22 protein-coding genes are annotated in these 21187 nt (G+C 65.4%); 15 read left to right on the top strand and 7 right to left on the bottom strand.

What is annotated here, in order from left to right:
• Window positions 1-69 precede the first annotated feature (69 nt).
• The 10 genes from FJ386_04765 to gap all read left to right on the top strand — a co-directional run bounded on the left by FJ386_04765 (window position 70) and on the right by gap (window position 10158).
• Entirely contained in the window at window positions 70-720 is a 651-nt protein-coding gene (locus FJ386_04765) for a hypothetical protein (GenBank protein MBM3876018.1), read from the top strand.
• Window positions 721-787: 67 nt separating this feature from the next.
• Entirely contained in the window at window positions 788-2368 is a 1581-nt protein-coding gene (locus FJ386_04760; GenBank protein ID MBM3876017.1) for a hypothetical protein, read from the top strand.
• 154 nt (window positions 2369-2522) lie between these two features.
• Window positions 2523-3773, top strand: a complete 1251-nt coding sequence (locus FJ386_04755; protein MBM3876016.1) for a LemA domain-containing protein — start codon at window positions 2523-2525, stop codon at window positions 3771-3773.
• Between the two features lie 26 nt (window positions 3774-3799).
• On the top strand, window positions 3800-4075 hold the full coding sequence (locus FJ386_04750; GenBank protein ID MBM3876015.1) for a DUF167 domain-containing protein: 276 nt from the start codon (window positions 3800-3802) through the stop codon (window positions 4073-4075).
• A 30-nt stretch (window positions 4076-4105) separates the two neighbouring features.
• On the top strand, window positions 4106-4894 hold the full coding sequence (locus FJ386_04745; GenBank protein ID MBM3876014.1) for a hypothetical protein: 789 nt from the start codon (window positions 4106-4108) through the stop codon (window positions 4892-4894).
• Window positions 4895-5123: 229 nt separating this feature from the next.
• Window positions 5124-6947, top strand: coding sequence for a 2-oxoacid:acceptor oxidoreductase subunit alpha (locus FJ386_04740; protein MBM3876013.1), 1824 nt, complete (start codon window positions 5124-5126; stop codon window positions 6945-6947).
• Between the two features lie 60 nt (window positions 6948-7007).
• Window positions 7008-7967: a pyruvate ferredoxin oxidoreductase gene (locus FJ386_04735; GenBank protein MBM3876012.1), complete on the top strand. Its 960-nt coding sequence runs from the start codon at window positions 7008-7010 to the stop codon at window positions 7965-7967.
• 142 nt (window positions 7968-8109) lie between these two features.
• Window positions 8110-8610: a hypothetical protein gene (locus tag FJ386_04730; protein MBM3876011.1), complete on the top strand. Its 501-nt coding sequence runs from the start codon at window positions 8110-8112 to the stop codon at window positions 8608-8610.
• A 114-nt stretch (window positions 8611-8724) separates the two neighbouring features.
• Window positions 8725-9003, top strand: a complete 279-nt coding sequence (locus FJ386_04725) for a hypothetical protein (GenBank protein MBM3876010.1) — start codon at window positions 8725-8727, stop codon at window positions 9001-9003.
• Window positions 9004-9078: 75 nt separating this feature from the next.
• Entirely contained in the window at window positions 9079-10158 is a 1080-nt protein-coding gene (gene gap / locus FJ386_04720; GenBank protein ID MBM3876009.1) for a type I glyceraldehyde-3-phosphate dehydrogenase, read from the top strand.
• Window positions 10159-10380: 222 nt separating this feature from the next.
• Here the strand turns inward: gap and FJ386_04715 are convergent, their stop codons facing one another.
• From FJ386_04715 to FJ386_04685, 7 genes are all read right to left on the bottom strand, one after another.
• A complete protein-coding gene (locus tag FJ386_04715) occupies window positions 10381-11388 on the bottom strand; it encodes an acetyl-CoA carboxylase carboxyltransferase subunit alpha (protein ID MBM3876008.1) in 1008 nt (335 codons plus the stop codon).
• 492 nt (window positions 11389-11880) lie between these two features.
• Window positions 11881-12684, bottom strand: coding sequence for a type II secretion system protein (locus tag FJ386_04710; GenBank protein MBM3876007.1), 804 nt, complete (start codon window positions 12682-12684; stop codon window positions 11881-11883).
• A gap of 72 nt (window positions 12685-12756) precedes the next feature.
• Window positions 12757-13653, bottom strand: a complete 897-nt coding sequence (locus FJ386_04705) for an alpha/beta hydrolase (protein MBM3876006.1) — start codon at window positions 13651-13653, stop codon at window positions 12757-12759.
• A 112-nt stretch (window positions 13654-13765) separates the two neighbouring features.
• On the bottom strand, window positions 13766-14674 hold the full coding sequence (locus tag FJ386_04700; GenBank protein MBM3876005.1) for a rhomboid family intramembrane serine protease: 909 nt from the start codon (window positions 14672-14674) through the stop codon (window positions 13766-13768).
• A gap of 68 nt (window positions 14675-14742) precedes the next feature.
• A complete protein-coding gene (locus FJ386_04695) occupies window positions 14743-15702 on the bottom strand; it encodes an alpha/beta hydrolase (GenBank protein ID MBM3876004.1) in 960 nt (319 codons plus the stop codon).
• 6 nt (window positions 15703-15708) lie between these two features.
• Entirely contained in the window at window positions 15709-16062 is a 354-nt protein-coding gene (locus tag FJ386_04690) for a hypothetical protein (protein MBM3876003.1), read from the bottom strand.
• Between the two features lie 85 nt (window positions 16063-16147).
• Window positions 16148-16960, bottom strand: coding sequence for a hypothetical protein (locus FJ386_04685; GenBank protein MBM3876002.1), 813 nt, complete (start codon window positions 16958-16960; stop codon window positions 16148-16150).
• A gap of 108 nt (window positions 16961-17068) precedes the next feature.
• Between FJ386_04685 and FJ386_04680 the strand changes: the two genes are divergently transcribed.
• From FJ386_04680 to FJ386_04660, 5 genes are all read left to right on the top strand, one after another.
• Window positions 17069-17407: a hypothetical protein gene (locus FJ386_04680; protein ID MBM3876001.1), complete on the top strand. Its 339-nt coding sequence runs from the start codon at window positions 17069-17071 to the stop codon at window positions 17405-17407.
• Window positions 17408-17470: 63 nt separating this feature from the next.
• Complete coding sequence (locus tag FJ386_04675) at window positions 17471-18955, top strand: hypothetical protein (protein MBM3876000.1); 1485 nt, start codon at window positions 17471-17473, stop codon at window positions 18953-18955.
• 21 nt (window positions 18956-18976) lie between these two features.
• Window positions 18977-19891, top strand: coding sequence for a zinc ABC transporter substrate-binding protein (locus FJ386_04670; protein MBM3875999.1), 915 nt, complete (start codon window positions 18977-18979; stop codon window positions 19889-19891).
• 3 nt (window positions 19892-19894) lie between these two features.
• Complete coding sequence (locus FJ386_04665) at window positions 19895-20752, top strand: metal ABC transporter permease (protein MBM3875998.1); 858 nt, start codon at window positions 19895-19897, stop codon at window positions 20750-20752.
• Window positions 20749-21187 (top strand): SDR family NAD(P)-dependent oxidoreductase (locus FJ386_04660; protein MBM3875997.1); only part of this gene is annotated, 439 nt, incomplete at its 3' end. The genes FJ386_04665 and FJ386_04660, both read left to right, overlap by 4 nt.

The following is a 21187-nucleotide window of genomic DNA, read 5'->3' as shown; positions in this document are numbered from 1 at the left end:
CGGAAAGGTTTTCCTTTGTCGCCAGCCGGGCCGCGGTGCTACAGCAGGTTCAACGAACCTGCTCCCGCGATGGCCCGGCCCGCACAACCGATGCTCTCCAGCGCCCCGGCGCGCGACGGCGAGTCCCGACCGCTGCTCGCGCAGCTCGGCGACGCCGCTGACCTGGTCCCCGATGGCGTCGCCGCGGGCTTCGCCACCCAGCCGCCGCGCTCCGCCGCCGGGTTGCGGGCCTTCGTGGAGGAATTCCAGTCGCGCGCGCTCGCGGCGGTGGATCTCCCGGCCATCCTCCGCGCGCATCGTCACTCGGACCGCAACGAATTGCGCGAGTTGCTTTCGTTCGACCGGGAGCTTTCAGCCGCGCCGCTGCCGGCGCCATTCAAAGCCGCCAGCCAGGCTGTCGGGCGGCGCCAGCTTCACAAGCTCCGGCCGCTGCGCGACCGGCGGCTCGTCCAGCGCTACATCGCGGCGGTGGACGCCGGACAGGCGCACGCGTGGCACACACTTGTCTTCGGGCTGGCACTCTCCGTGTTTTCGCTGCCGCTGCGACAAGGAATGCTGCACTACGCGCAAGCCACGACCCGCCGGTTCGTGGTCGCGGCCGCGCCCGCCGCGGGCTTGGTGAATGGCGACGTGATGCAGTGCGTGGACGAATCCTGCCGCGCCCTGCCGCAACTTGTCGAAGCCGCGCTCGCCCGTCACGGGTATCAACCCGCCGGCTGAAACTCACTCGGGACGCCCGCATTTTGTGTTTTCTCTCCGGCCGGCGTCTTGGACAATCCCCCGCATCATGAATCCTGTGTTCCGGCTCAGCGTGGTCACCCTGTTTGTTGCGCCGCTCGTTTCCGGCGCCGCGCCGTCGCGCGATTGGCCGCAATGGCGCGGTCCCGATCGCAACGGCGTGCTTTCCTTCAGCCCGCCGCTCATGAACGTGTGGTCGGCCGACGGCCCGCCCGTGCTTTGGGACAGCGAGGCCATTCCGAGCGATGACGACGGCGGCCACAGCAGCGTCGTCACCGCGGGCAAGCGCGCTTACGTCTCCGTGGTCTGGCACCGCGAAGTGGCGAGCGAGACGCGAACCATCCACGATCTCACCGTGCGCCAGCTCGGCCACCAGAGCACGGCCGGCCTCGGCGCGGAACTCACCGCCAAGATGGAAGCCACCCGCGAGTCCATCCCCGCCACGCTTCGAGGCGCGAAGCTCGACGAGTTCATCAAGGAATGGATTGACGCCAACCTCGATGTGAAGCAGCGCCAGCTTTACAGCGGCTTCATCAGCGGCCGTTTTAAGAAGGGCAAGCTCGCCATCCCGCTCGGCGACTACGCAAAGATTGTCCCGCGCCAGGACAAGCCGTTCGCCACCGAGGCGGAGTTCAAGAAGTGGGTCGACGAGCAGGGCTTCGCGGATTACGTCAAGGAAGCCGTCCTCGCCGCCGTGCCGCCCACCAAGCGGATTGCCGAGGACACCGTCATCTGCCTCGACTTGGAGACGGGCAAGACGCTTTGGAAAACGGCCTCGCCGGGCGAACCGCGCGGCCGCGGGTGTTCGAGCACGCCTTGCGTCGCGGGCGGACGCGTCTTTGCGATGGGCAGCACGCATCTCTACGGCGTCGATGCCGCCAACGGCACACTGCTGTGGTCACAATCGCTCCCCGCGAAGGCGCCCGGTTCCTCGCCGCTCGTCGCAGACGGCACCGTCGTCATCCTCGCGGGACGACTTGCGGCCTTCGACGCTGCGACGGGCAAGAAGCTGTGGGAACAGCCCAAAGTCGCCGGCAACAACTCATCCCCCGCCGCGTGGAGCAAGGACGGCCGCACCGTGATCCTCTGCAACTCGCGCAACGACGTCGCCGGCGTGGACCTCAAGTCCGGCGACGTGTTATGGACCGCGCCCGGCGGCGGCGACTCCACGCCCGCGCTCGCCGGCGACCTGCTGGCGGTCTATTCGAGGAACACGAAAGTCGGCCTGGCCGGCTTCAAGATTTCCGCGACCGGCGCCGAGAAGCTGTGGAACATCCCGCTCGACCCGCTCCGCACGCAGTCCTCGCCTCTCGTTCACCAGGGCCACGTGTATCTCTTCGACGACGGCGACCACATGTGCGTGAAGCTCGACACCGGCACCATCGCGTGGCGGCAGAAGGTCCCCTCCAACATCACCTCGCCCGTGCTCGCCGATGGAAAGATCTTCGTGCTCGCCAACAACGGCAACAACCTGCTGATGGTGAAAGCCACGCCCGACGAGCGCGTGGAACTCGGCAAAGCCGCGGTGAAGGCGCTTTGGGTTCCGTCCCCGTGCATCGCCGACGGCAAGCTGCTGCTCCGGATGAAGAACGGCGTGCGCTGCCTGAACCTCGCGGCAACCGTGAAGTAGGGCCGCGACGAGACCCGCTGCCGGCCGGCGCATCCGCCGCCTCGACGCGTCGCGACTCTCCCGTTACGCTCAGCGCGTGGTTGCCCAGGTTCCCATTCAGGATTTTTTCCCGGTGTTCGGCGGCGTGTTCTCGCTGCTCTGCCTGTGGGGCGCGATGCGCGCGGGACGCCGCCGCCGCTTCGTGGACAACCTGCCCACATCCAAGACCAGCGGCGTGTTCATCGGGTTCGTCGAGGTCAAGGGCACCGCGGAAAGCGCGAACCCGCTCGTGAGTCACCTCGCCGGCGCCCGGTGCGTGCGATACTCGTGGGAGATTGAGGAGCACTGGTCGCGCACCGTCACGGAGACGTATACCGACAACCAGGGCAAGCCCCAGACGCGCACGCGCCACGAGAGCGGGTGGAAGACCGTGGACAGCGGCGGCGAAGCGCTCGACGCCTTCTATGTGAAGGACGACTGCAGCCACGTGCTCGTGCGACCGGAAGGCGCGGAGGTCGAGCCAGCCCCCGTCTTCAACGAGACCTGCGGCCGGAGCGACCCGCTCTACTACGGGAAAGGCCCCGCCGTCGCCGTGTCGGACTCCGATCACCGGCGGCGCTTCACGGAATCGGCCATCGAGCTGCACGCGCCGCTCTACGTCATGGGGCAGGCGCGCGAGCGCAATGACCTCGTCGCGCCGGAAATTGCGCACGACAAATCCGCGCCCATGTTCCTGATCTCGACGCGCAACGAGAAACAAATCAGCTCCGGGTTTGGCTGGGCGTACTGGGGCTGGGTGGTGTTCGGCCTGATGCTGGCCCTGGCAGGTGTGATCGCACGCGACTCGGCAACCGGACGCGACGTCGCGGGGCGCTGGCCGTTCTACCTGATCCCCGCGGCGTGTTACGGGTTTGTCGTCGCGCTCGCGTGGGTGTGGATGGCGTTCAACAGCCTTGTGGACCTGCGCCAGCGCGTGCGGCAGGCGTGGTCGCTCGTGGACGTGCAACTCAAGCGCCGGCACGATCTCATCCCGAATCTCGTGGGCGTGGTGACCGGGCTCGCGGGGCACGAGAAGTCGTTGCAGACCGAACTCGCCGCGATGCGAAGCCAGCTCCAAGCCACGCCGCCGGGCGTGCCGGGGCCGGATTACCGCGCCTGCACGCCTGTGCTCGTCGCCGTGCAGGAGCGTTATCCGGCCCTGGTGTCGCAGGAGAGTTTCGCGAAGCTCCAGCGCGAGCTCGTGGACACCGAACAACGCATCGCGCTCGCGCGCGGCTACTTCAACGACATCGCCACGCACTACAACACGCGGCTCGAAACCGTGCCGGACCGTTTCCTTGCAGGCCTCGGGGCTTTCACACCGCAGCCATTAATGGCGGCGAATGACTTCGAGCGAACCCCGGTGCAGGTGGAGTTTGCGACGTGAGCGACGCACCGAAACTTCCGGCGTGGCTGAAGGCCTCCGGGGACACCGTGCTGCTTGCGATCAAGCTGCACCCCCGCGGCTCACGCGACGAAGTCGCGGGTGAAGCCGGCGGCGAGCTGAAAGTGAAAGTCACCGCGCCGCCTGTCGATGGCGCTGCGAACGAGGCGCTGCTGCGGTTTCTTGCGAGCCACCTCGGTTGTCCACGCGGCGCGGTGCGGTTGGTGCGCGGACAGACCGCCCGCCACAAGTCAGTCGCCGTCACCGGAATGTCCGCCGGGTCGGTCGTGAAACGACTGGCATGACTGGACTTCGAATCTCAGAACCAACCACGAATGAGCCTTCGACTGATCTCCACCGACTTTGACGGAACCATCCACCTGGACCACACGGATCCGCCCGTGCCCGCGGCGTTCGAAGCGCGCATCGCGGACTTGCAGCGGTCCGGCGTGCAGTGGTGCATCAACACGGGGCGCGATCTCGCGGGACTGCTCGAGGGCATGGCGCGAGCGCGCATGACGGTCACACCCGACTGGGTGGTGACGGTGGAGCGGACGATTCACTTCCGCGACGGGGCGCGCTTCGTGCCGCTCGAACCGTGGAGCACCGAGTGCGACCGCCAGCACGCCGCACTGTTCCGGAGTCTCGCGGGCGACCTGCCGGGTTTGTTCGAGTGGGTGAACGGCCGGTTCAAGGCAGCCGTGTTTTCGGATCCGTGGTCGCCGTTCTGCCTTATCGCGCAAAACAACAAGGACGCAGACACCATCGAGGCGTTCCTGCTCGACTACGCGCGCGGTCGCGACGATCTCAAAGTGGTCCGAAACGATGTGTATGCGCGGTTCTGCCACGCGGCATTCACCAAGGGGACTGCGCTGGCGGAGATCACACGGCAACTCGGCTTGCGGAGCGGGAACGTGCTCGCCGCCGGCGACCACTTCAACGACCTGCCGATGTTGCGCGGCGACGTGGCGCACTGGCTCGTGGCGCCCGCGAATGCGATCATGCCCGTGCGCGACGCGGTGCGCGCTCACGGCGGCTTCATCAGCACACGGGACGGCGGCACGGGCACACTCGAGGGGATCGACTGGTGTTGCGCGGCCTTGAAGGCTCAACAAACCAGCTAAACTGACTTCGAACTAGTTTGAACGGAACTTATTGACACGAAACAGGCGCGCACCCGCCCCGACCACGCCCTCGCTGAACCCCCGCGCCCACAGGCACTTCGCGATGCGGCTAATCGATTGACAGACCGGGGTCCGATGTTAGTGTGCCTCCGCATTTCGAGGCGCTCCGCCCTGTGAATATCACCCGGGCAGTGCCGTCTCTTGCCAGTCTGAATCCAGCTTTCGACCCATGAGCGATTCCACCACGACGGCGCCTGCGCAGGGCGGCGCGCCCAAAATTTCCAGCATCTCCGAGGCGGTCATCCGCATCGCGGGCAATTCACAGGACGGCATCCAGGCGATCGGCGGTTTCCTCGCGCGCCTCGCCGGCCGCAGCGAGCAGGACGTCATGACGTTCATGACGATCCCCTCGACGATTTCCGGCGGGCCCTCCATTTTTCAAGTGCGCATCGGCAACGGCGAGGTGCTCAGTTCGGGCGACGACGCGGATGTTCTGCTGTGTTTCTACCAGCACTCTTACGAAGACCACATCAAGTCGCTCCGCAAAGGCGGCATCGTGCTGTATGACTCCGATCACGTGGAGGTGAAGCCCGAGTGTCAGCAGGATTACCACCACGTCGGCGTGCCGATTTCCGGCCTCACCGTCGAGGCGATCGGCGGCACGGCAAAGGACAAGGGCAAGAACATCTTCGCCCTCGGCCTCATCGCCAAGATGTTCGACCTGAACGTGCCGAAGCTGGAGCGGCTCGTGACCGAGCGCTTCACGGGCAAGGACCAAAGCATCGTGACCAACGCGCTGACGGCGTTTCACGCGGGCTATGCGCACTCGCTCGGCAATGTCGTCGACCTTTTCCGCTTCATTGACAGCGAAAAAAAGGGCCGCCGCCAGATCGTGACCAACGGCAATGAGGCCATCGGTTACGGCCTCATCGCGGCGGGCGTGCGCTTCGGCGCGGGCTACCCGATCACGCCATGGTCGGACATCATGGAGTTGCTCCGGCGCGAATTGCCCAAATACGGCGGCACATTCGTGCAAACCGAGGATGAAATCGCCGCGATCTCCATGGCCATCGGCGCGAGTTACGGCGGGCGTGTCGCCGTGACGGGTTCAAGCGGCCCTGGCATCTCGCTCAAGACGGAGGCGCTCGGTTGGGCGGTCATGGCGGAAGTCCCGATCGTCATCATCGACGTGCAGCGCGGCGGACCCTCGACGGGCATGCCCACGAGCGTCGAGCAGAGCGACTTGAACATCGCGTGCTTCGGGGGCCACGGCGACAGCCCGCGCGTCGTGATTGCGCCGGCCAACGTCGAGGACTGCTTTTACATGGCGATCGAGGCCGTGAACATCGCGCGCAAGTATTCCGTGCCGGTGATTTTTCTCACCGACCAGGGCATCGCCACGCGCATCGAGGCGTTCGAGGAACCCGACCTCGCGAAGGTTTGCCAGGACATCTCCCCGGACTTCACGCCCGTCGCCGACCACAAGCCCTACGACTTGAACGCGCCGGACGGCATCACGCGCCACGTCGCGCCGGGCACACGCATCGCGAGCGGGAAGTATCCGATCACCACCGGACTCGAGCACGACGAACTCGGCCACCCCACCGGCTCGCCCAGGTTGCACATGCAAATGACCGCCAAGCGCCGGAACAAATTGCGAAAGCTCGCCGCCGAACTGCCCGTGCCGCAGACTTACGGCCCGCCCGAGGGGAACGTCTTGCTCGTCGGCTGGGGCAGCACCCAGGGGCCGCTGCGCGAGGCCGTGAACCGCGCGCGCGCCGTCGGGGACAGCGTCAGCGCGCTGCACATCAAGTATCTCAATCCGCTGCCGAACGGGCTCGACACGATTTTCGCCGGGTTCAACCACGTCTTCGTCGTCGAGTTGAACGACGAGGGCATCTACGGCTACGGGCAACTGGCCGGCCTGCTGCGCGCCCGCTATTGCGACCCGAAGATCCAAGGCATCAACAAGACCGACGGCCTCACTTGGAAGGTGCGCGAGATCCTGCAGCGCGCGACCGACAGCGTGGCGGCCGGGATGCGGAAACTGTGACCTTTCGATGAGACACTCGTCCCCCTTTCACCCGGACCGACCCCTGCCTCTTGACCCACCATGAACACGCCCGCCCTTTCGCTCGAACCCCTCCCGCGCACCGGCGTTGCTGGGACGCTGCCCGTGCCGCCCCCGTTTCTGGATGCGGACCGCAAGCCGCTGATGAAAAAGGACGTCGCCGCCGATCACCCGACGTGGTGCCCCGGCTGCGGCGACTTCTCGGTGCTCGCGCTCTACTTCAAGCTCATCGAGCGCCGCAAGCTGCACCATGAAAAGCTCATGACCGTCGCGGGCATCGGCTGCTCGTCCCGGTTTCCGTATTTCGTCCAGGGCCACGGCGCGCATTTCATTCACGGGCGCGCGCTCCCGTTCGCCAGCGGCGTGTCGCTCTCGCGGCCCGATCTGCACGTGTTCGTCTTCGGCGGCGACGGCGACGCCTTTTCGATCGGCGGCAACCACTTCAACCACACCGCGCGCAAGAACATCAAGATGACCTACGTGGTCATGGACAACTGGGTCTACGGCCTGACGAAGAAGCAGACCTCGCCAACCAGCCCACTGGGATTCAAGAGCAAGACCGACGTGTGGGGCGCGATCGACCAGCCCATCAACCCGATGAAACAGGCCATCTCCGCCGGTGCCACATTCGTCGCCCGCACCACCCACACGAACGCGAACCACGTCCTCCAGACGATGGAAGCCGCGATGGATCACGATGGCTTCAGCTTCATCGAATGCCTCAGCGAGTGCGTCGAGTTCTACGAGGGCGCCTTCGACGCCAGCAACCCGCGCAAGGGCGGCCAGTTTACACCCGTCCCCGCCGACCACGACGTGACCAGCGAGGACGCCGCCTACAAGCTCGCGGGCGAGGCGTTTCCCGGCCACTTCGGAATCTTCTACAAGGTGAACCGCCCGACGAAGAACGCGCTCGAGGCCGGCATCAACGCCAAGGCGCAGGAGAAGACGAAAAGCATGAAGGACTGGGAGATTCTGCAAAAGAACTTCGACCGGATGAAGTGACCGACGCGCTGCGCCCGGCTCATCGCGGCGAAGACCGGCAGGAAGGCGTGAGCCCGGACCGCCGGATGTCCGGACTTGCCCCCAGCTTGGAGCGCGGCCCCTTCGTCGTCCAAGATTCCGCCCCGCGCCACTTCACAACGTCATGAGCGCCCCCGCAGACTCCCGCGAACTGCTGAAACACTTCAGCATCGTCTTCGTGATTGCGCTCGCGGGTTACGTCCTCCTCTGGTCGCTGGACTCCAACCTCCGGAACCGCCGCGCCCCGTGGGAGATTGCGTTCGAGCGCGAACCCGGCGGCGACCCCGCCATCGCCATCAAGCCGCCCGCGCCCGGCGGCGCGAGCGTGCGCATTGTGTTCACCGGCGAAGCCCTCGCCGCGACCAACTCGCCCGGCTTGGTGCGGTTCGACAAACCGCGCCCGCCGCTGCCATTCGGCACGGTGATCTACGACGACCTCATGTATTTCCCCGGTGCAGTAACGATGGATTTTTTCGGCCACGAAATCGAACTGCTCCCGACCCGGCTCGGCGTGAATCGCAAGGAGCGCGCATGGACACCCGGCGAAGTCGTGCGCCTCACGCCGGATCAAAAACCTGGCCCGCGGCCGCCCGACCGAAAGCGCCCTGCGCGCAAATCACCCTGAGCGCGCCGGAGCGGGGGATTGGACTTTCAATCCCGGAGCGCCGATGTCATCATCCCAGCGCGAGTGAGCGCTTCGAAGCGCGGTTCTGACGCGCCCGATCTTCAAAACCTCTCCTTGAAGAGCGGACGCAAGCCCGCGGGCCGGAAACTCCGGCCCGCCGAGGCGACCCCGGCTTCCAAACTTGAGCACATCGCGAACCTCCCGATGGACGGGGCGGCTCCGAAACCCGAGAAGCCCTACGAAAAAGTCCAGCGCACCAAGGTCCTGCTCTGGCACAGCGTCGGTTACCTCGTCGTGCTCACGGTCGCATGGAGCGAGCCGCTCGGCCGCTTGTTCTTCGACCGGCAGGGCGGCGGATCCCGCGACACTTCGCCGTCGCGGAATTCTCGTTGACGCTTCGAAGCGCGACCTTACCATCCGCGCGCGCTCGCGCCTGACGCGCACGCGACACGAATCAGGAAATCCAACATGCCAGTCAAAGTCGCAATCAACGGCTTCGGGCGGATCGGCCGTCTCGTCTTCCGCGCCATGGTCGAACAGGGCCTCGTCGGCTCCGAGATCCAGGTCGTCGCCGTCGGCGACATCGTCCCCGCGGACAACCTCGCCTACCTCCTCAAATACGACTCCTCGCAGGGCCGCTTCAACGGAACGACCAGCTCAAAGAAATCCTCCGGCGACAAGGCCGAGGACGACGTGCTCGTCGTGAACGGCGCCGAGATCTTGGTGGTCAGCGCGAAGTCTCCCGGGGAACTCCCGTGGAAGGCCCTCGGCGTGGACATCGTCATCGAATCCACCGGACTCTTCACCGACGCCGACCGCAGCGACGATCCGAAGGTTCGTTCCACGTCCGCCTACGGACACATCCGGGCGGGCGCGAAGAAAGTCATCATCACCGCTCCCGCGAAGAACGAGGACGTCACGCTCGTGCTGGGCGTCAACCAAGGGAAGTATGATGCGGCGAAACACCACGTCATTTCCAACGCGAGTTGCACGACCAACTGCCTCGCGCCCGTCGTGCACGTGCTGCTCCGGGAGGGCTTCGGCATCGAGGAAGGCCTGATGACGACGATTCACGCCTACACCGCCACGCAGAAAACCGTGGACGGCCCGAGCAAGAAGGACTGGAAGGGCGGCCGCACCGCGGCGGTGAACATCATCCCGTCGAGCACCGGAGCCGCGCGCGCAGTCGGGCTCGTGTGCCCCGAGGTGAAAGGCAGGCTGACCGGCATGGCGTTCCGCGTGCCCACGCCGACGGTTTCCGTCGTGGACCTCACGGTGAAGACCACTCGCGACACGAGCTACGCGGAAATTTCGGCCGCGATGAAGAAGGCGAGCGAGACTTACCTCAAGGGCATCCTCGAATACACGGGCGACGAAGTCGTGAGCACGGACTTCGTGCACAGCGCCGCGTCGTCGATCTACGACGCCGGCAGCGGCATCGAACTCAACAAGCGGTTCTTCAAGCTCGTGAGCTGGTATGACAACGAGTGGGGCTACTCCAACCGCATCGGCGACCTGGTCCGGTTCGTGATCTCGAAGGGGCTGTAGGTTCCCTCCGGGTTTCCACAACGCATCAGTCCTCCCGGGACGACCAGAGACTGTTCCTGCCTCGGGCTGCGACAGCGCAAGTGCCCGTCGCGCACGACCGGCCGCGCCCGTTCCAACGGCTCAACCAGCGTATCTCCGGCACGCAAAACGAACAGTCGCCGTCGTAGGGGAGTTTGAAGTCCCAGTCGCTCATGAAATCGGGCGGCCGCGCCCGGCCGCGCATCAAGCGGCGCCGACGGGCTCGGGCTGGTCTGCGCCGGGCTGAGGTTTGGGCTCGTCGAAGTGCCCGTGGGCGCGGAATTTCTCGTAGCGTTTCCGCAACCGGTCGGCGACCGGCGTCGCGGAGAGTTCGTCGAGGTGACGCGAGAGATGCGCCTTCAAAGTCGCCGCAGTTCGCGCCGGGTCATGGTGCGCGCCGCCGAGAGGTTCGGGGATGATTTCGTCCACCAGACCGAGCGAGAGCAAGTCCTTGGCCGTGATCTTGAGCGCCTCGGCGGCCTTGGGCGCGGCGTTGCGTTCTTTCCACAGGATGGCCGCGCAACCTTCGGGGCTGATGACCGAGTAGTAGGCGTTCTCGAGGATCAGCACGCGGTCGGCGACGCCGATGCCGAGTGCGCCGCCGGAGCCGCCCTCGCCGATGACGGCGGCGATGATGGGCACTTCGAGCAGGGTCATCTCGCGCAAGTTCACCGCGATGGCTTCGGCGATGTGGCGCTCCTCGGCCCCGATGCCGGGATACGCGCCCGCGGTGTCGATGAGCGTGATGATCGGCAGGCTGAAGCGGTCCGCCACGCGCATGAGCCGGAGCGCCTTGCGGTAGCCCTCGGGATGCGCGGAGCCGAAGTTGCGCAGGATGTTCTCCTTCGTGTCGCGGCCCTTCTGCGTGCCGATGACCATCACCTTGCGGCCGTCGAGTTTCGCGAAGCCGCCGACCACCGCGCGGTCATCGGCGAACAGCCGGTCGCCATGCAATTCGGTGAAGTCCGAGAACGCCGCGCCGATGTAGTCGAGCGAGTAGGGGCGTTTGGGGTGGCGCGCGAGCTGGACGCGCTGCCACGCGGCGAGGTTGGAGTAGGTGTGGCGCTTGAGCGTGTCGAGCTTGGACTCGAGCATGCGGCATTCCTCCTCGAAGCTCACGCCGATCGAGTGTTTCGTGGGGTGCTTGCGAAGTTCCTCCAGCTTGCGTTGCAACTCGACGATGGGCTTCTCGAAATCGAGCTGATGCTTCATGCGCTGCGGAGCTTAGGCGCCGGGGCAAAGTGCGGCAATGCACAATTAAGCCGTGCCAACTCAGCGCGCGACTTCGACGACGATGTGCGTGTCCGGATCGATCGCGAACCGCTTCCCCGCTGGAAGTGCGGGCATGGATTGGACAAAACCCGCCCTGACCAGCTCGTTCCAATCACGAGGCAGCCGTTGGAATTTGTCGTAGAACCGGGCGACCGCGCCCGTGAGGACAGAGTTCACCGCCTTTGGGTTTGACTCGCCCGCTCCCGGTGCCGTCGCCGGGATCGTGGAAACGACACCCGGCTCTCCCGGAGCGACGGGTGGCGATGGCGCGGCTGCCGCCGCGCCGCCTGCCGGCGCGGACTTCGGACTCGCAGGAGGTGGGGTGACAGCCGCGGGTGCCATGTCTCCCGAGGGCTTTTTGCATCCGAGGAAAGCCGCGAGAACGACCAAGGATCCGACAGCGAGCCGTTTCATGAGGGGGAGACCCACGCTTCAAAACATCGGCGTGTAGGCCGTGCTGTTCATTGGATCGTCGGCCCACATGTGGACCGAGCCGTTGGGCGCGATCATCCCGAAGTCCGACGAGCGCATGGTGTTCCCTTTTCGATATTCGACATGTCCGTCCACCATCAGGAGGTTTCCGCCAAGCTCGTGGAGCACGGTGTAGTTTTCCTTGAGGCCGATGGAGTTGAGCGTGGTCGGGTTGAACGGATCGAATCGAAAATGCCAGTAACGGTAGGTGTCGTTGGCCTGTCGAAATGGCCGGAGGAAAGCGATGTCGCGCCGGTCAAACAGCTCCTGCAGATAGACAAGCCCCGAAGGATTGGGGATGCGCGACACGCGGCGGCGCATGACTCGATTCGGTGTGACCGTGGCATCGATGTAGCTCATCACAACCGCGTTTCCAAGGTAGCTCGTCACATTGGTCGCCGTTACTTCCTGGGTTGGTCCTGCCGGGCGCGTCACCGGGCAGGTGAACATCCGCGCGACGGTGTTGGAAGTGGTTCCGATGAAGGGCACCAACGAACCCAGGTAGTTCGGGGTGCCGGACGTGATGAAACTCGTGACGGCGTCGTTGCCCGCCGGCGTGCAGTCGTCGTTGTCATCGGCATACATGTTCAAGGCCAGCCCAACCTGCTTGATGTTGTTCAGGCAGTAGGACTGTTTGGACTTGTTCTTCGCCTTCGCCAAGGCTGGGAGGAGCAACCCGGCGAGAATCGCGATGATCGCGATGACAACGAGAAGTTCAATCAGCGTGAACGCAGTGCGGGACTGGAATGGGCGTTGTGATCTCATCGCTTCAGTTCGGGTCGGACGCTGGCACAGGGGCCTCGCACTGGCAAGGCTCGATTCGAAAGGGGGCCGTTCTCACTTCACGAAGCCCTGGACCTTGAGCCACACGGCCACGTCCCGCGTCCACGGATGCAGCGCCTCGATCTTGTGCTGCGCGGGATCGTAACCCTTCATGCCAAGGCCGATCCCGTGCGGGCCTTTCTGATAGACGTGCAGGTCGAACGGCACGCCGCTCTTCTGCAACGCTGCCGCGAAATCCATCACGCCCTCGACCTTCACGGCCTTGTCTTCCCATGTGTGGAAAAGAAACGTCGGCGGCGTGTCCTTCGTGACCTGAAGCTCGTTGGAGAGGAGTTTCACGAGTTCGGGCGCGGGTTCGTTGCCGAGCAGATTTCGTTTTGAGCCCGCATGGGTGTTTGCTCCCATGCTGATCACCGGATAGCAGAGGATTCCGGCGTCCGGACGACAACTCACGCGCTCGATGGCATCGGCGTCATCGGGTTTGCCGGCGTCGAAGTGCGTGAGCGCCGTCGATGCGAGGTGGCCTCCGGCGGAACTTCCCATCACGCCAATGCGCCTCGGGTCGAGCTTCCAGGCCGCCGCGTTCGCGCGCACGGTGCGAAGCGCGCGTTGGACATCATTCATCATCGCGGGGTGGCGATAGTTGGCGGAGCCGAGGCGATACTTGAGCACGAACGCCGCAATGCCGTGTTGGTTGAGGAACAGCGCGTAGTCGCGCCCCTCGTGCGACGCAAGACCCCCGTAACCGCCGCCGGGGCAGATCACGAACGAGGCGCCCGTCGCCTTTTCCGCATCCGGCCAAAACGGTGTGAGCGTGGGGACGTCCTTCACGGGATCGTTGCCTAGCGCACCGGGCGCGCCCTGCGGCCACAGCGGGAAGGGTTCGCGTGGTTGCGCGAGGGCTGTGGCAGCGAGTGCGAGCAATGCGGCGACGGCTAACAGAGCTTTCATGGGCGTGACGATACGGACGCGGGTCAACGGAGGCGAGTTTGGAGTTGGAAGTTTCTGATTCGCCCCCCGCGATGCGCGGCAAACCGGACGCCCCGAAGCCGCCCCGTGAGACTCAGGTCGAAGGTCCGCCGCGAATCGCGCGCCGCGCGCTCCACCACCCGAGCCCCATCCCCAGCGCGAGGCCGGCGGTGTGCGCCGTGTTTGCGATGGGGCCCACCACGCCCGTGAAACAGATGAAGAACCACGCGAGCATGATCAGCTTCTCTTGATCGCCCAGGAACACGCCACCGCCGGGGAGAAACTTCCCGCGCATCCACGAGTAGCCGAAAAGCCCGAACACCACGCCGGACATGCCGCCGAAGTTGGGGCCGCTCACGAAATACTGCGCGAGGTTCGACCCCGCCGCGAGCACCAGCACCAGCACGGCAAAGCGCCCGCTGCCGCGCCGCGCCTCGATCATCGCCCCGAGCGAGAAGAGCCACATCATGTTCCCGAGAATGTGCATCGCGCCGAAGTGCAGGAGGGCCGGAGTGAAGACGCGCCACACCTCGCCGCGGCGGACTTCGGGCATCGCCTCCGCGGCGCGTTTGACCCGCTCCTCCCACGAGATGAACAACGCCTGCACCGGTTCGCGCTCCGAGCCGAGCTTGGAGAGAATCGCCACCCACACGCACGCGGCGATCAGCACAAACGTCAGCGGGCCGATGCCGTAGCCGCCGAGCTTCGCAAAGAGCTGTCGGCGGTTGAACATCCGGCGGCGCGCGGCTTCGTTGTCCTTGCGAACGGCCTCGCGTCGCTCGCTCGCAGCGTCGCGGGCCGCGGCATACTTCGGGTCGGCGGGATTCGCGATGAACTCGGCGAATTGCTGCGCGGCGCGGTCCACGTCCTCGTCCGCGACAATCCAGACTGCAAACGCGGCGTCGCCATCGCGCTCGACTTGGTTGTCCACTCCCTGCGCGTAGAGATAGTCGCCCAACCGCCTCGCGTCGGACTCGGATTGCAACTGGCCAATCTGGCGCATCGTGGTGGGGCAGGCGCTGCTCGGAGCCGGCGACCTGCTCGCGGATTCGGTGTTCGCCCCGCTTCAGGCTACTTCTCGCGCTTGAGTGCGACCTCGGTCGCCGGCGGGAGCTTGAGTGTCGGCTCGCCCTTCAAGTAACCGAGCGAGGTGAGGAACGCATCCGCCTGCCGCGCGGTGATCTCCGTCCACGGCGGGCGGTTGAAAAACCCGTGCGGCATGTCGGCCGCGCTGTAGAGATCGACGCGGTTGCCGAGTGGCGCTGCCTTCGCGGCAAACTCGCGGGCGTGGTCGAACATGCGATCAGCGGTGCCGAAGAACATGACGGTCGGCACGAGTCCTTTCGTGATGTGGCGCGCCGGGTCCATGCGCGGGATGATGTCCTTGCCGGCGGACCACTGGCCCACGACGTTCAGCGCCGCGAGGTCGAGCGCGGGATTGAAGAGCACAAGCGCATTGGGTTTGGACGAGACCTTTGCGTCCTCGCCCATCGCCTCGAAGCCCTCGCACATCGCGGTGCACGCGGCGGTGTGACCGCCCGCGGAACCGCCGCCTGCGACGATGCGGTCGGGGTCCACTCCAAGTTCGGCCGCGTGCGCGCGCATCCAGCGCACCGCGCTCTTGGCGTCCTCGACGCACGCGTCGGGCGTGACGCCCTGCCGCGATTGCACGCGGTAATCGGCACGCGCCGCGACCATCCCGCGCGTGGCCAGATAATCAGCCTGCATGAAGAACTGGTTCGGCGTGCCGTTCTTCCAGCCGCCGCCGAAGAAGAACACGATGGCCGGGCGCTTGTCAGCCGCCTTCCAGCCGTTGGGATGGTGGACGAACAGCTTGAGGTCGGTGCCGGACGCGCGCTTGTAGGTGAACTCCCTGAGCGTCGTTCCCGCCGAAGGTTCGCGCGCGACCTCGGCCTTGGCTTCGCGCTTCGCAACATTCTTGGCTTTCTCGGCGGGTTTGTCCTGCGCGACAAGCGACGGGGCGAAGGTGAGTGTGAGGGCGAGCGTGAGCGTGAGCGGGGATGGTTTCATGATGGGCTACTTGATCTCCGATTTCCGGCGCTTCGTCAAACCACGGGTCGCTTCGCCGGGCGCGGTGGCTTTCGGCAGCTTTGCGATGATCGAAGCAACGACATCGGTGGTGCAGTAGATGGCCTTGGGACACATCACTTTTGTCGCCGACCTTGTCAGGTTCGCCGCCGCAGAAAACGATCGGGATGTGCGGGCGTTTCTTCGCTTCCCAGACCCATTCAGCCACGGCGCGACCGTCCAGGGCAGCCGGTCGGGCGGAATGACCATCACGTCGGGCAGCCAGCCGCCGGGCCATTTCATGTGGTCCGACGTGCTGGAATGGCCGATGACCTTGTGATCGGCGGCCGCGAGCGATTTCATGCACGCGGCCAACCCGGGGGCGTTCCAGTGAGGGTGGAAAACCTCGTCCATTGCGCGGTGAGTCATGCGGAAGGGGATCAGTGACTCACGCCAGCTTCACCTCGACGAACTGCCGCGCGATCTTCCCGTCCTTTGCGCGGCAAAGGAAGTAGCCCTTCTCTTTGGTGCGGTCGTGGTTCGCACGCGAGAATGCGCAGCAGCGGTTCGTGGTGATCATCGTGCCGCCGTGCGGGCGCTCGGTGAAGCCGTGAAAGTGGCCGTTGAACATCGCGACGAGGTTCAGTTCCTTGAATCGTTCGAGCACGGCGTCGGCATTCACCACGCGATACGGCGTGAGCACGCCGAAAGGGAAGTGTGTGAAGACAACCGTGGGCAGGTCCTTCTTGATCCGGGGCAACGCGTCGTCGAGCCACCGCAACGTGTGCGCCTGCACGGACACGCCGCTCGCCTTCGGTCCGTCGCTCGAATCGAGCCCGATGAACTGCCAGCCACGGTGGGAGAGGTTGTAGTTCGTGGAGTCGGGGAAGAACTTGTCGTAGGCCTTGCGGTCGCCCGGCGCGGTCCAGTCGTGGTTCCCGATGACGGTGTTGTATGAAATGCCGATCGAGTTGAGCACGTCGCGAACCGGCCCAAGCTGCCCGGGCGTGCCGTGCTCGCACAAGTCGCCGACCACGAGCGCAAACTCCGGCCTCGGCTCCGTGGCCTTCATCTGTCGCACCATCGCGGCGAACCACGGCTCGCACTTCTTGTCGAGGTAGTGCAGGTCGTTGACGACGATGAACGTGAACTCACCGCCCTTGCCATTGTCCGCCGCGCGAAGCCGTCCGGGCCAGAGGCCGAGTGAGAGCAACGCGCCGGCGGAAAGCCCGGCTGCACGCCGACGGGAGATCGAAGCCATGACATCAGTGAATCACAACGCACTGCCGCGTGAAAGCGCCGCTTACTGCAAATAGTTTGCAATTCTACTTGCGTTCCAACGACCAGTCTGCTGTATTTCGCCCACGCCGTGAATTGGAATCCCTTCCACTCGACCCTGCGCGGGCGACTCAAGCCCGTCGCAGCGGTGTCGCTTGCGGGGATTATCGTCTGGCTCGCTGTCTTCTCCGGCACGTCCGCGCTTCACGCCGAACATCACGAGGACGGTTCGTCCAGCCATCTCTGCGCCGTCTGCCATTTCACCAAGGGCGGAGTGATCGCGGCGGACGCATCTCCAATCCTCGGCACGGTTCTGCTCGTCGTCACGATCGCGCGCACCCCTGTTTTCCGTCTCGTTCCCTCCTCGAGCGATGTCCGGCTTGCGCCGGGCCGCGCCCCGCCTCGTTTCTCCTGCACCCCGAGTCGTTAGTTCGTGTCCGTGTTGCAGTGGGTTTGAATCCGCCAAGACTGGCGGTCAATTGCAGGAAAAACTATGAAACTGAAATCTCTGCTGGGGTGGTCGTCTGCCCTTTGCCTGTGCGCGATGACGCTGCAGGCCCAGACGGCGAATGAAATCGAACCGCTTCGCAAACAACTCAAGGAACTGCAGGATCAGTTCCAGCGACAGCAGGAGGCGCAGCGTCAGCAAATCGACGCGCTCACCCGGAAAATCGAGTCGTTGGAGAAAGCCCCGCCGCGCTTGGACAGCGCGACCGCGGCGCCGCAGCCTGCGCCTGCGGACGTGACGACGCCGCGGCCGTGGCGACCGACGGATCCGCTCCGACTCGGAACAGGCCGGGCGTATTTGGATGTTTCCCTCGACGCGCTCTTTGCCGCGGGCGGCTCCACGGCGCGCGACATCGAGGGCGGCACCCAACTCGGCGCGCACGACCCGAACCAGCGCGGCTTCACCGTGCAGAATGTCGAGTTGACGCTCGCGGGCGCGGTGGATCCTTACTTCCGCGCGCAGTCCTCGATCGTCTACCAGCTCAACTCCGCGGGTGAGTCCATCTTCGAGCTGGAGGAAGCGTTTGCGGAAACGCAATCGCTGCCCGGCGGCCTGCAACTGCGCGCGGGCCAGTTCTTCACCGAGTTCGGGCGCCACAATCCGACGCATCCGCACGCGTGGAGTTTCGTGGACCAGCCGCTCGTCAACGGCCGCTTCTTCGGTGGCGACGGGCTTCGCAACCCCGGCGCGCGTTTCTCGTGGCTCGCGCCCACGCCGTTTTACGCGGAGCTGTTTCTCACGGTGCAATCGAGTCACGGCGAGACCGCGGAGAGCTTTCGCAGCGAGCACGAAGGCGAGGCGTATCTCGGCCGCATCGGCGCGGCGGGACGGGTTCGCTCTCCAGGCGACCTGCTGTTCACGCCCCGGCTGGCAACGAGCTTCGAGCTCACCGACACGCAGACGCTGTTGCTCGGCGCGTCCGCCGCGCTCGGCCCGAATGCGAGCGGCACGGACACCGACACGCGCATCTTCGGCTTCGACGTGACGTGGAAGTGGCGGCCGGCGAACCACCACGCAGGTTTCCCGTTCGTCTCGTGGACCACCGAGGGCATGTGGCGGCGCTACCAAGCGGCCGCGTTCAACTGGGACCTCAACAACAACACCACCGTGGATCCGGACGAGCGCGACGGCGACGCTAACGGCGTGCCCGACCTGTATCCGCGCGAGCAGCTGCAGGACCACGGCCTCTACTCGCAGGTCGCATGGGGCTTCCGCAAGGGTTGGGTCGCGGCGCTTCGCGGCGACTGGCTGGGCGGCAAGCGCGCGCAATACGAAAACCTGTTCCTCGGCCCCGATCCTCAGCGAGACTCGCGCTGGCGTCTCTCGCCAAACCTCACGTGGTTCCCGAGCGAATTCTCGAAGGTCCGGTTCCAATACAATTACGATGACCGGAAGAACATCGGCGTGGATCACAGCCTGTGGCTGCAATTCGAGTTCAGCCTTGGCGCGCACCCGGCGCACAAATTCTGACGCAACGCGAAAGGAAAGACCATGCTCACCCGATTCCTGCTCCCGACCCTTTGCGTCGTGCTGAACCTGCACGCCGCGCCCGCGAAGCTCACGATCGTCGCGACTACACCGGATTTTGCCGCGCTCGCGCGCGAGATCGGCGGCAACCGCGTCGAGGTCACTGCGCTCGCCAAGCCCACTGAGGACCCGCACTTCGTGGACGCCAAGCCCAGCTTCATCGTGAAGCTCAACCGCGCCGACGCGCTCATCGAGAGCGGCGCCGAACTCGAAGCCGGCTGGCTGTCGCCACTCCTCGAAGGCGCGCGCAACGCGAAACTCGCCGCCGGCAAGCCCGGACGCATCCAGTGCAACGCGGGCGTGACCATGCTCGAGGTGCCCGCGGCGCTCGACCGTTCGAAGGGCGACATCCACGCCGCGGGCAATCCGCACTTCATGACCGATCCGCTCAACGGCCGCATTGTCGCCGCGCATCTCGCGGACGCTTTCGCGCAACTCGACCCGGCTTCAGCGGACTACTTCAAGTCGGCCCTGAAGCAGTTCGACGACAAGCTGCAGGCGAAGCTGCCCGAATGGCAGAAACTCCTCGCGCCGTTCAAGGGGCGGCGCGTCGCCACGTATCACAACTCGTGGCCATATTTCGCGAAGCGCTTCGAGTTGAGCATGGACCTGTTTCTCGAGCCCAGGCCCGGCATCCCACCGTCACCCGCGCACTTGGCCGACGTGGTGGCAAAAATGCATGCGGACCGGGTGAAAGTCGTGCTCACCGAACCTCACTTGAACCGTCGCACCGCCGAAAGCGTCGCCAAGCTCACCAGCGCGACGGTGGTCGACGCCGCGCAGTTTCCCGGTGCGCTCAAGAACACTGGCACCAACTACCTTGACTGGATGGACGCGATGGTGACTTCGCTGGCGAAGGCGTTTGCGCAGGCAAAGTGATTCATGGACATCGTCTTTGACCTCCTGAAATGGCCGGTGCTGGCGTGCGTGCTGCTGCCGGGCATCCTCGTCTACTTCGGCCTCCACATCATCCGGCGCGAAGTCATCTTCGTGGACCTCGCGCTCGCACAAGTCGCCGCCATCGGCACGTGCCTCTGCCTCATGCTCGGGCACGACGCGAACGACGCGCACACCTGGATCTGGTCCGCGGGCTTCACGATCATCGGCGCGCTCATCTTCGCGCTGACGCGCACCGAGGGAAAACACCGTGTGCCGCAGGAGGCGCTCATCGGCATCGTGTATGTCGTCGCCGCGGCGGGGAGCATTCTGCTGCTCAGCCGCAGCACGGCGGGCAAGGAGGAATTGCAGGCCATCCTCGTTGGCGACGTGCTCAACGTGACGTGGGCGCACGTCTGGAAGACCGGCCTGTTGTTTCTCGCCATCGCCGCCGTGCAGGTCATCTGGCGGAAACAGTTCCTCATGATTTCCTTCGAGCCCGCCCGCGCGAAGGCCGCGGGGATGAGCCTGCGATGGTGGGACTTCCTGTTCTACTCGTTGTTCGGTCTCGTCGTGACGAGCTTCCTGGAAATCGGCGGCGTGCTGCTGGTGTTCAGCTACCTCATCGTGCCCGCGGTGTGCGCAAACCTCCTCGTCACGCGCCTCGGCGCGATGCTGCTCGTCGGCTGGCTCACCGCCGTCGTCGCGAGCGTCTCGGGCATCTGGATTTCCTACAAGGCCGACCTTCCCGTCGGCGCGGCGATCGTCTGCACCCTTGGCGCGGCGCTGCTGGTCGCGGGATTCGTGTCGAAGTTTTTCCGCGGACCGCACCGGACCACGTCGGATAATCCTCCGTCTCATTGACCCGCTGCGGCCGCGCTGACATGCTGCGCGTGGTGAATCCGGTCGCGCTCATCACAGGCGCCTCTCGCGGCATCGGACGCGGCATCGCGCTCGAACTCGCTCGGGCTGGACACGACGTCGTCATCAACTTCGCCGGAAACGCCGAAGCCGCGAGCCGAACCGCCTCCGACTGCGTCCTCGCCGCGACGCTTGCGGGCAAGGATGTGAAGGCCGAGCCCTGCCGGGCCGACGTGGGCGTCTCGGCGGACCGCGCGAAGCTGATCGAGTTCACTCGCGGGAAGTTCGGCCGCCTCGACGTGCTCGTGAACAATGCGGGCATCACCTCGATCGGCCGCGCCGATTTGCTCGACGCGACGGAGGAAAACTTCGACAGGCTCATGGCGGTGAACTTGAAGGGGCCCTACTTTCTCAGCCAGCTTGCGGCGAAGTGGATGA

The organism is Verrucomicrobiota bacterium, assembly GCA_016871675.1.
GTDB lineage: Bacteria > Verrucomicrobiota > Verrucomicrobiia > Limisphaerales > VHCN01 > VHCN01.
The sequence above is the reverse complement of the archived record's forward strand: the minus strand, read 5'-3'. Positions and strand labels throughout refer to the sequence as shown.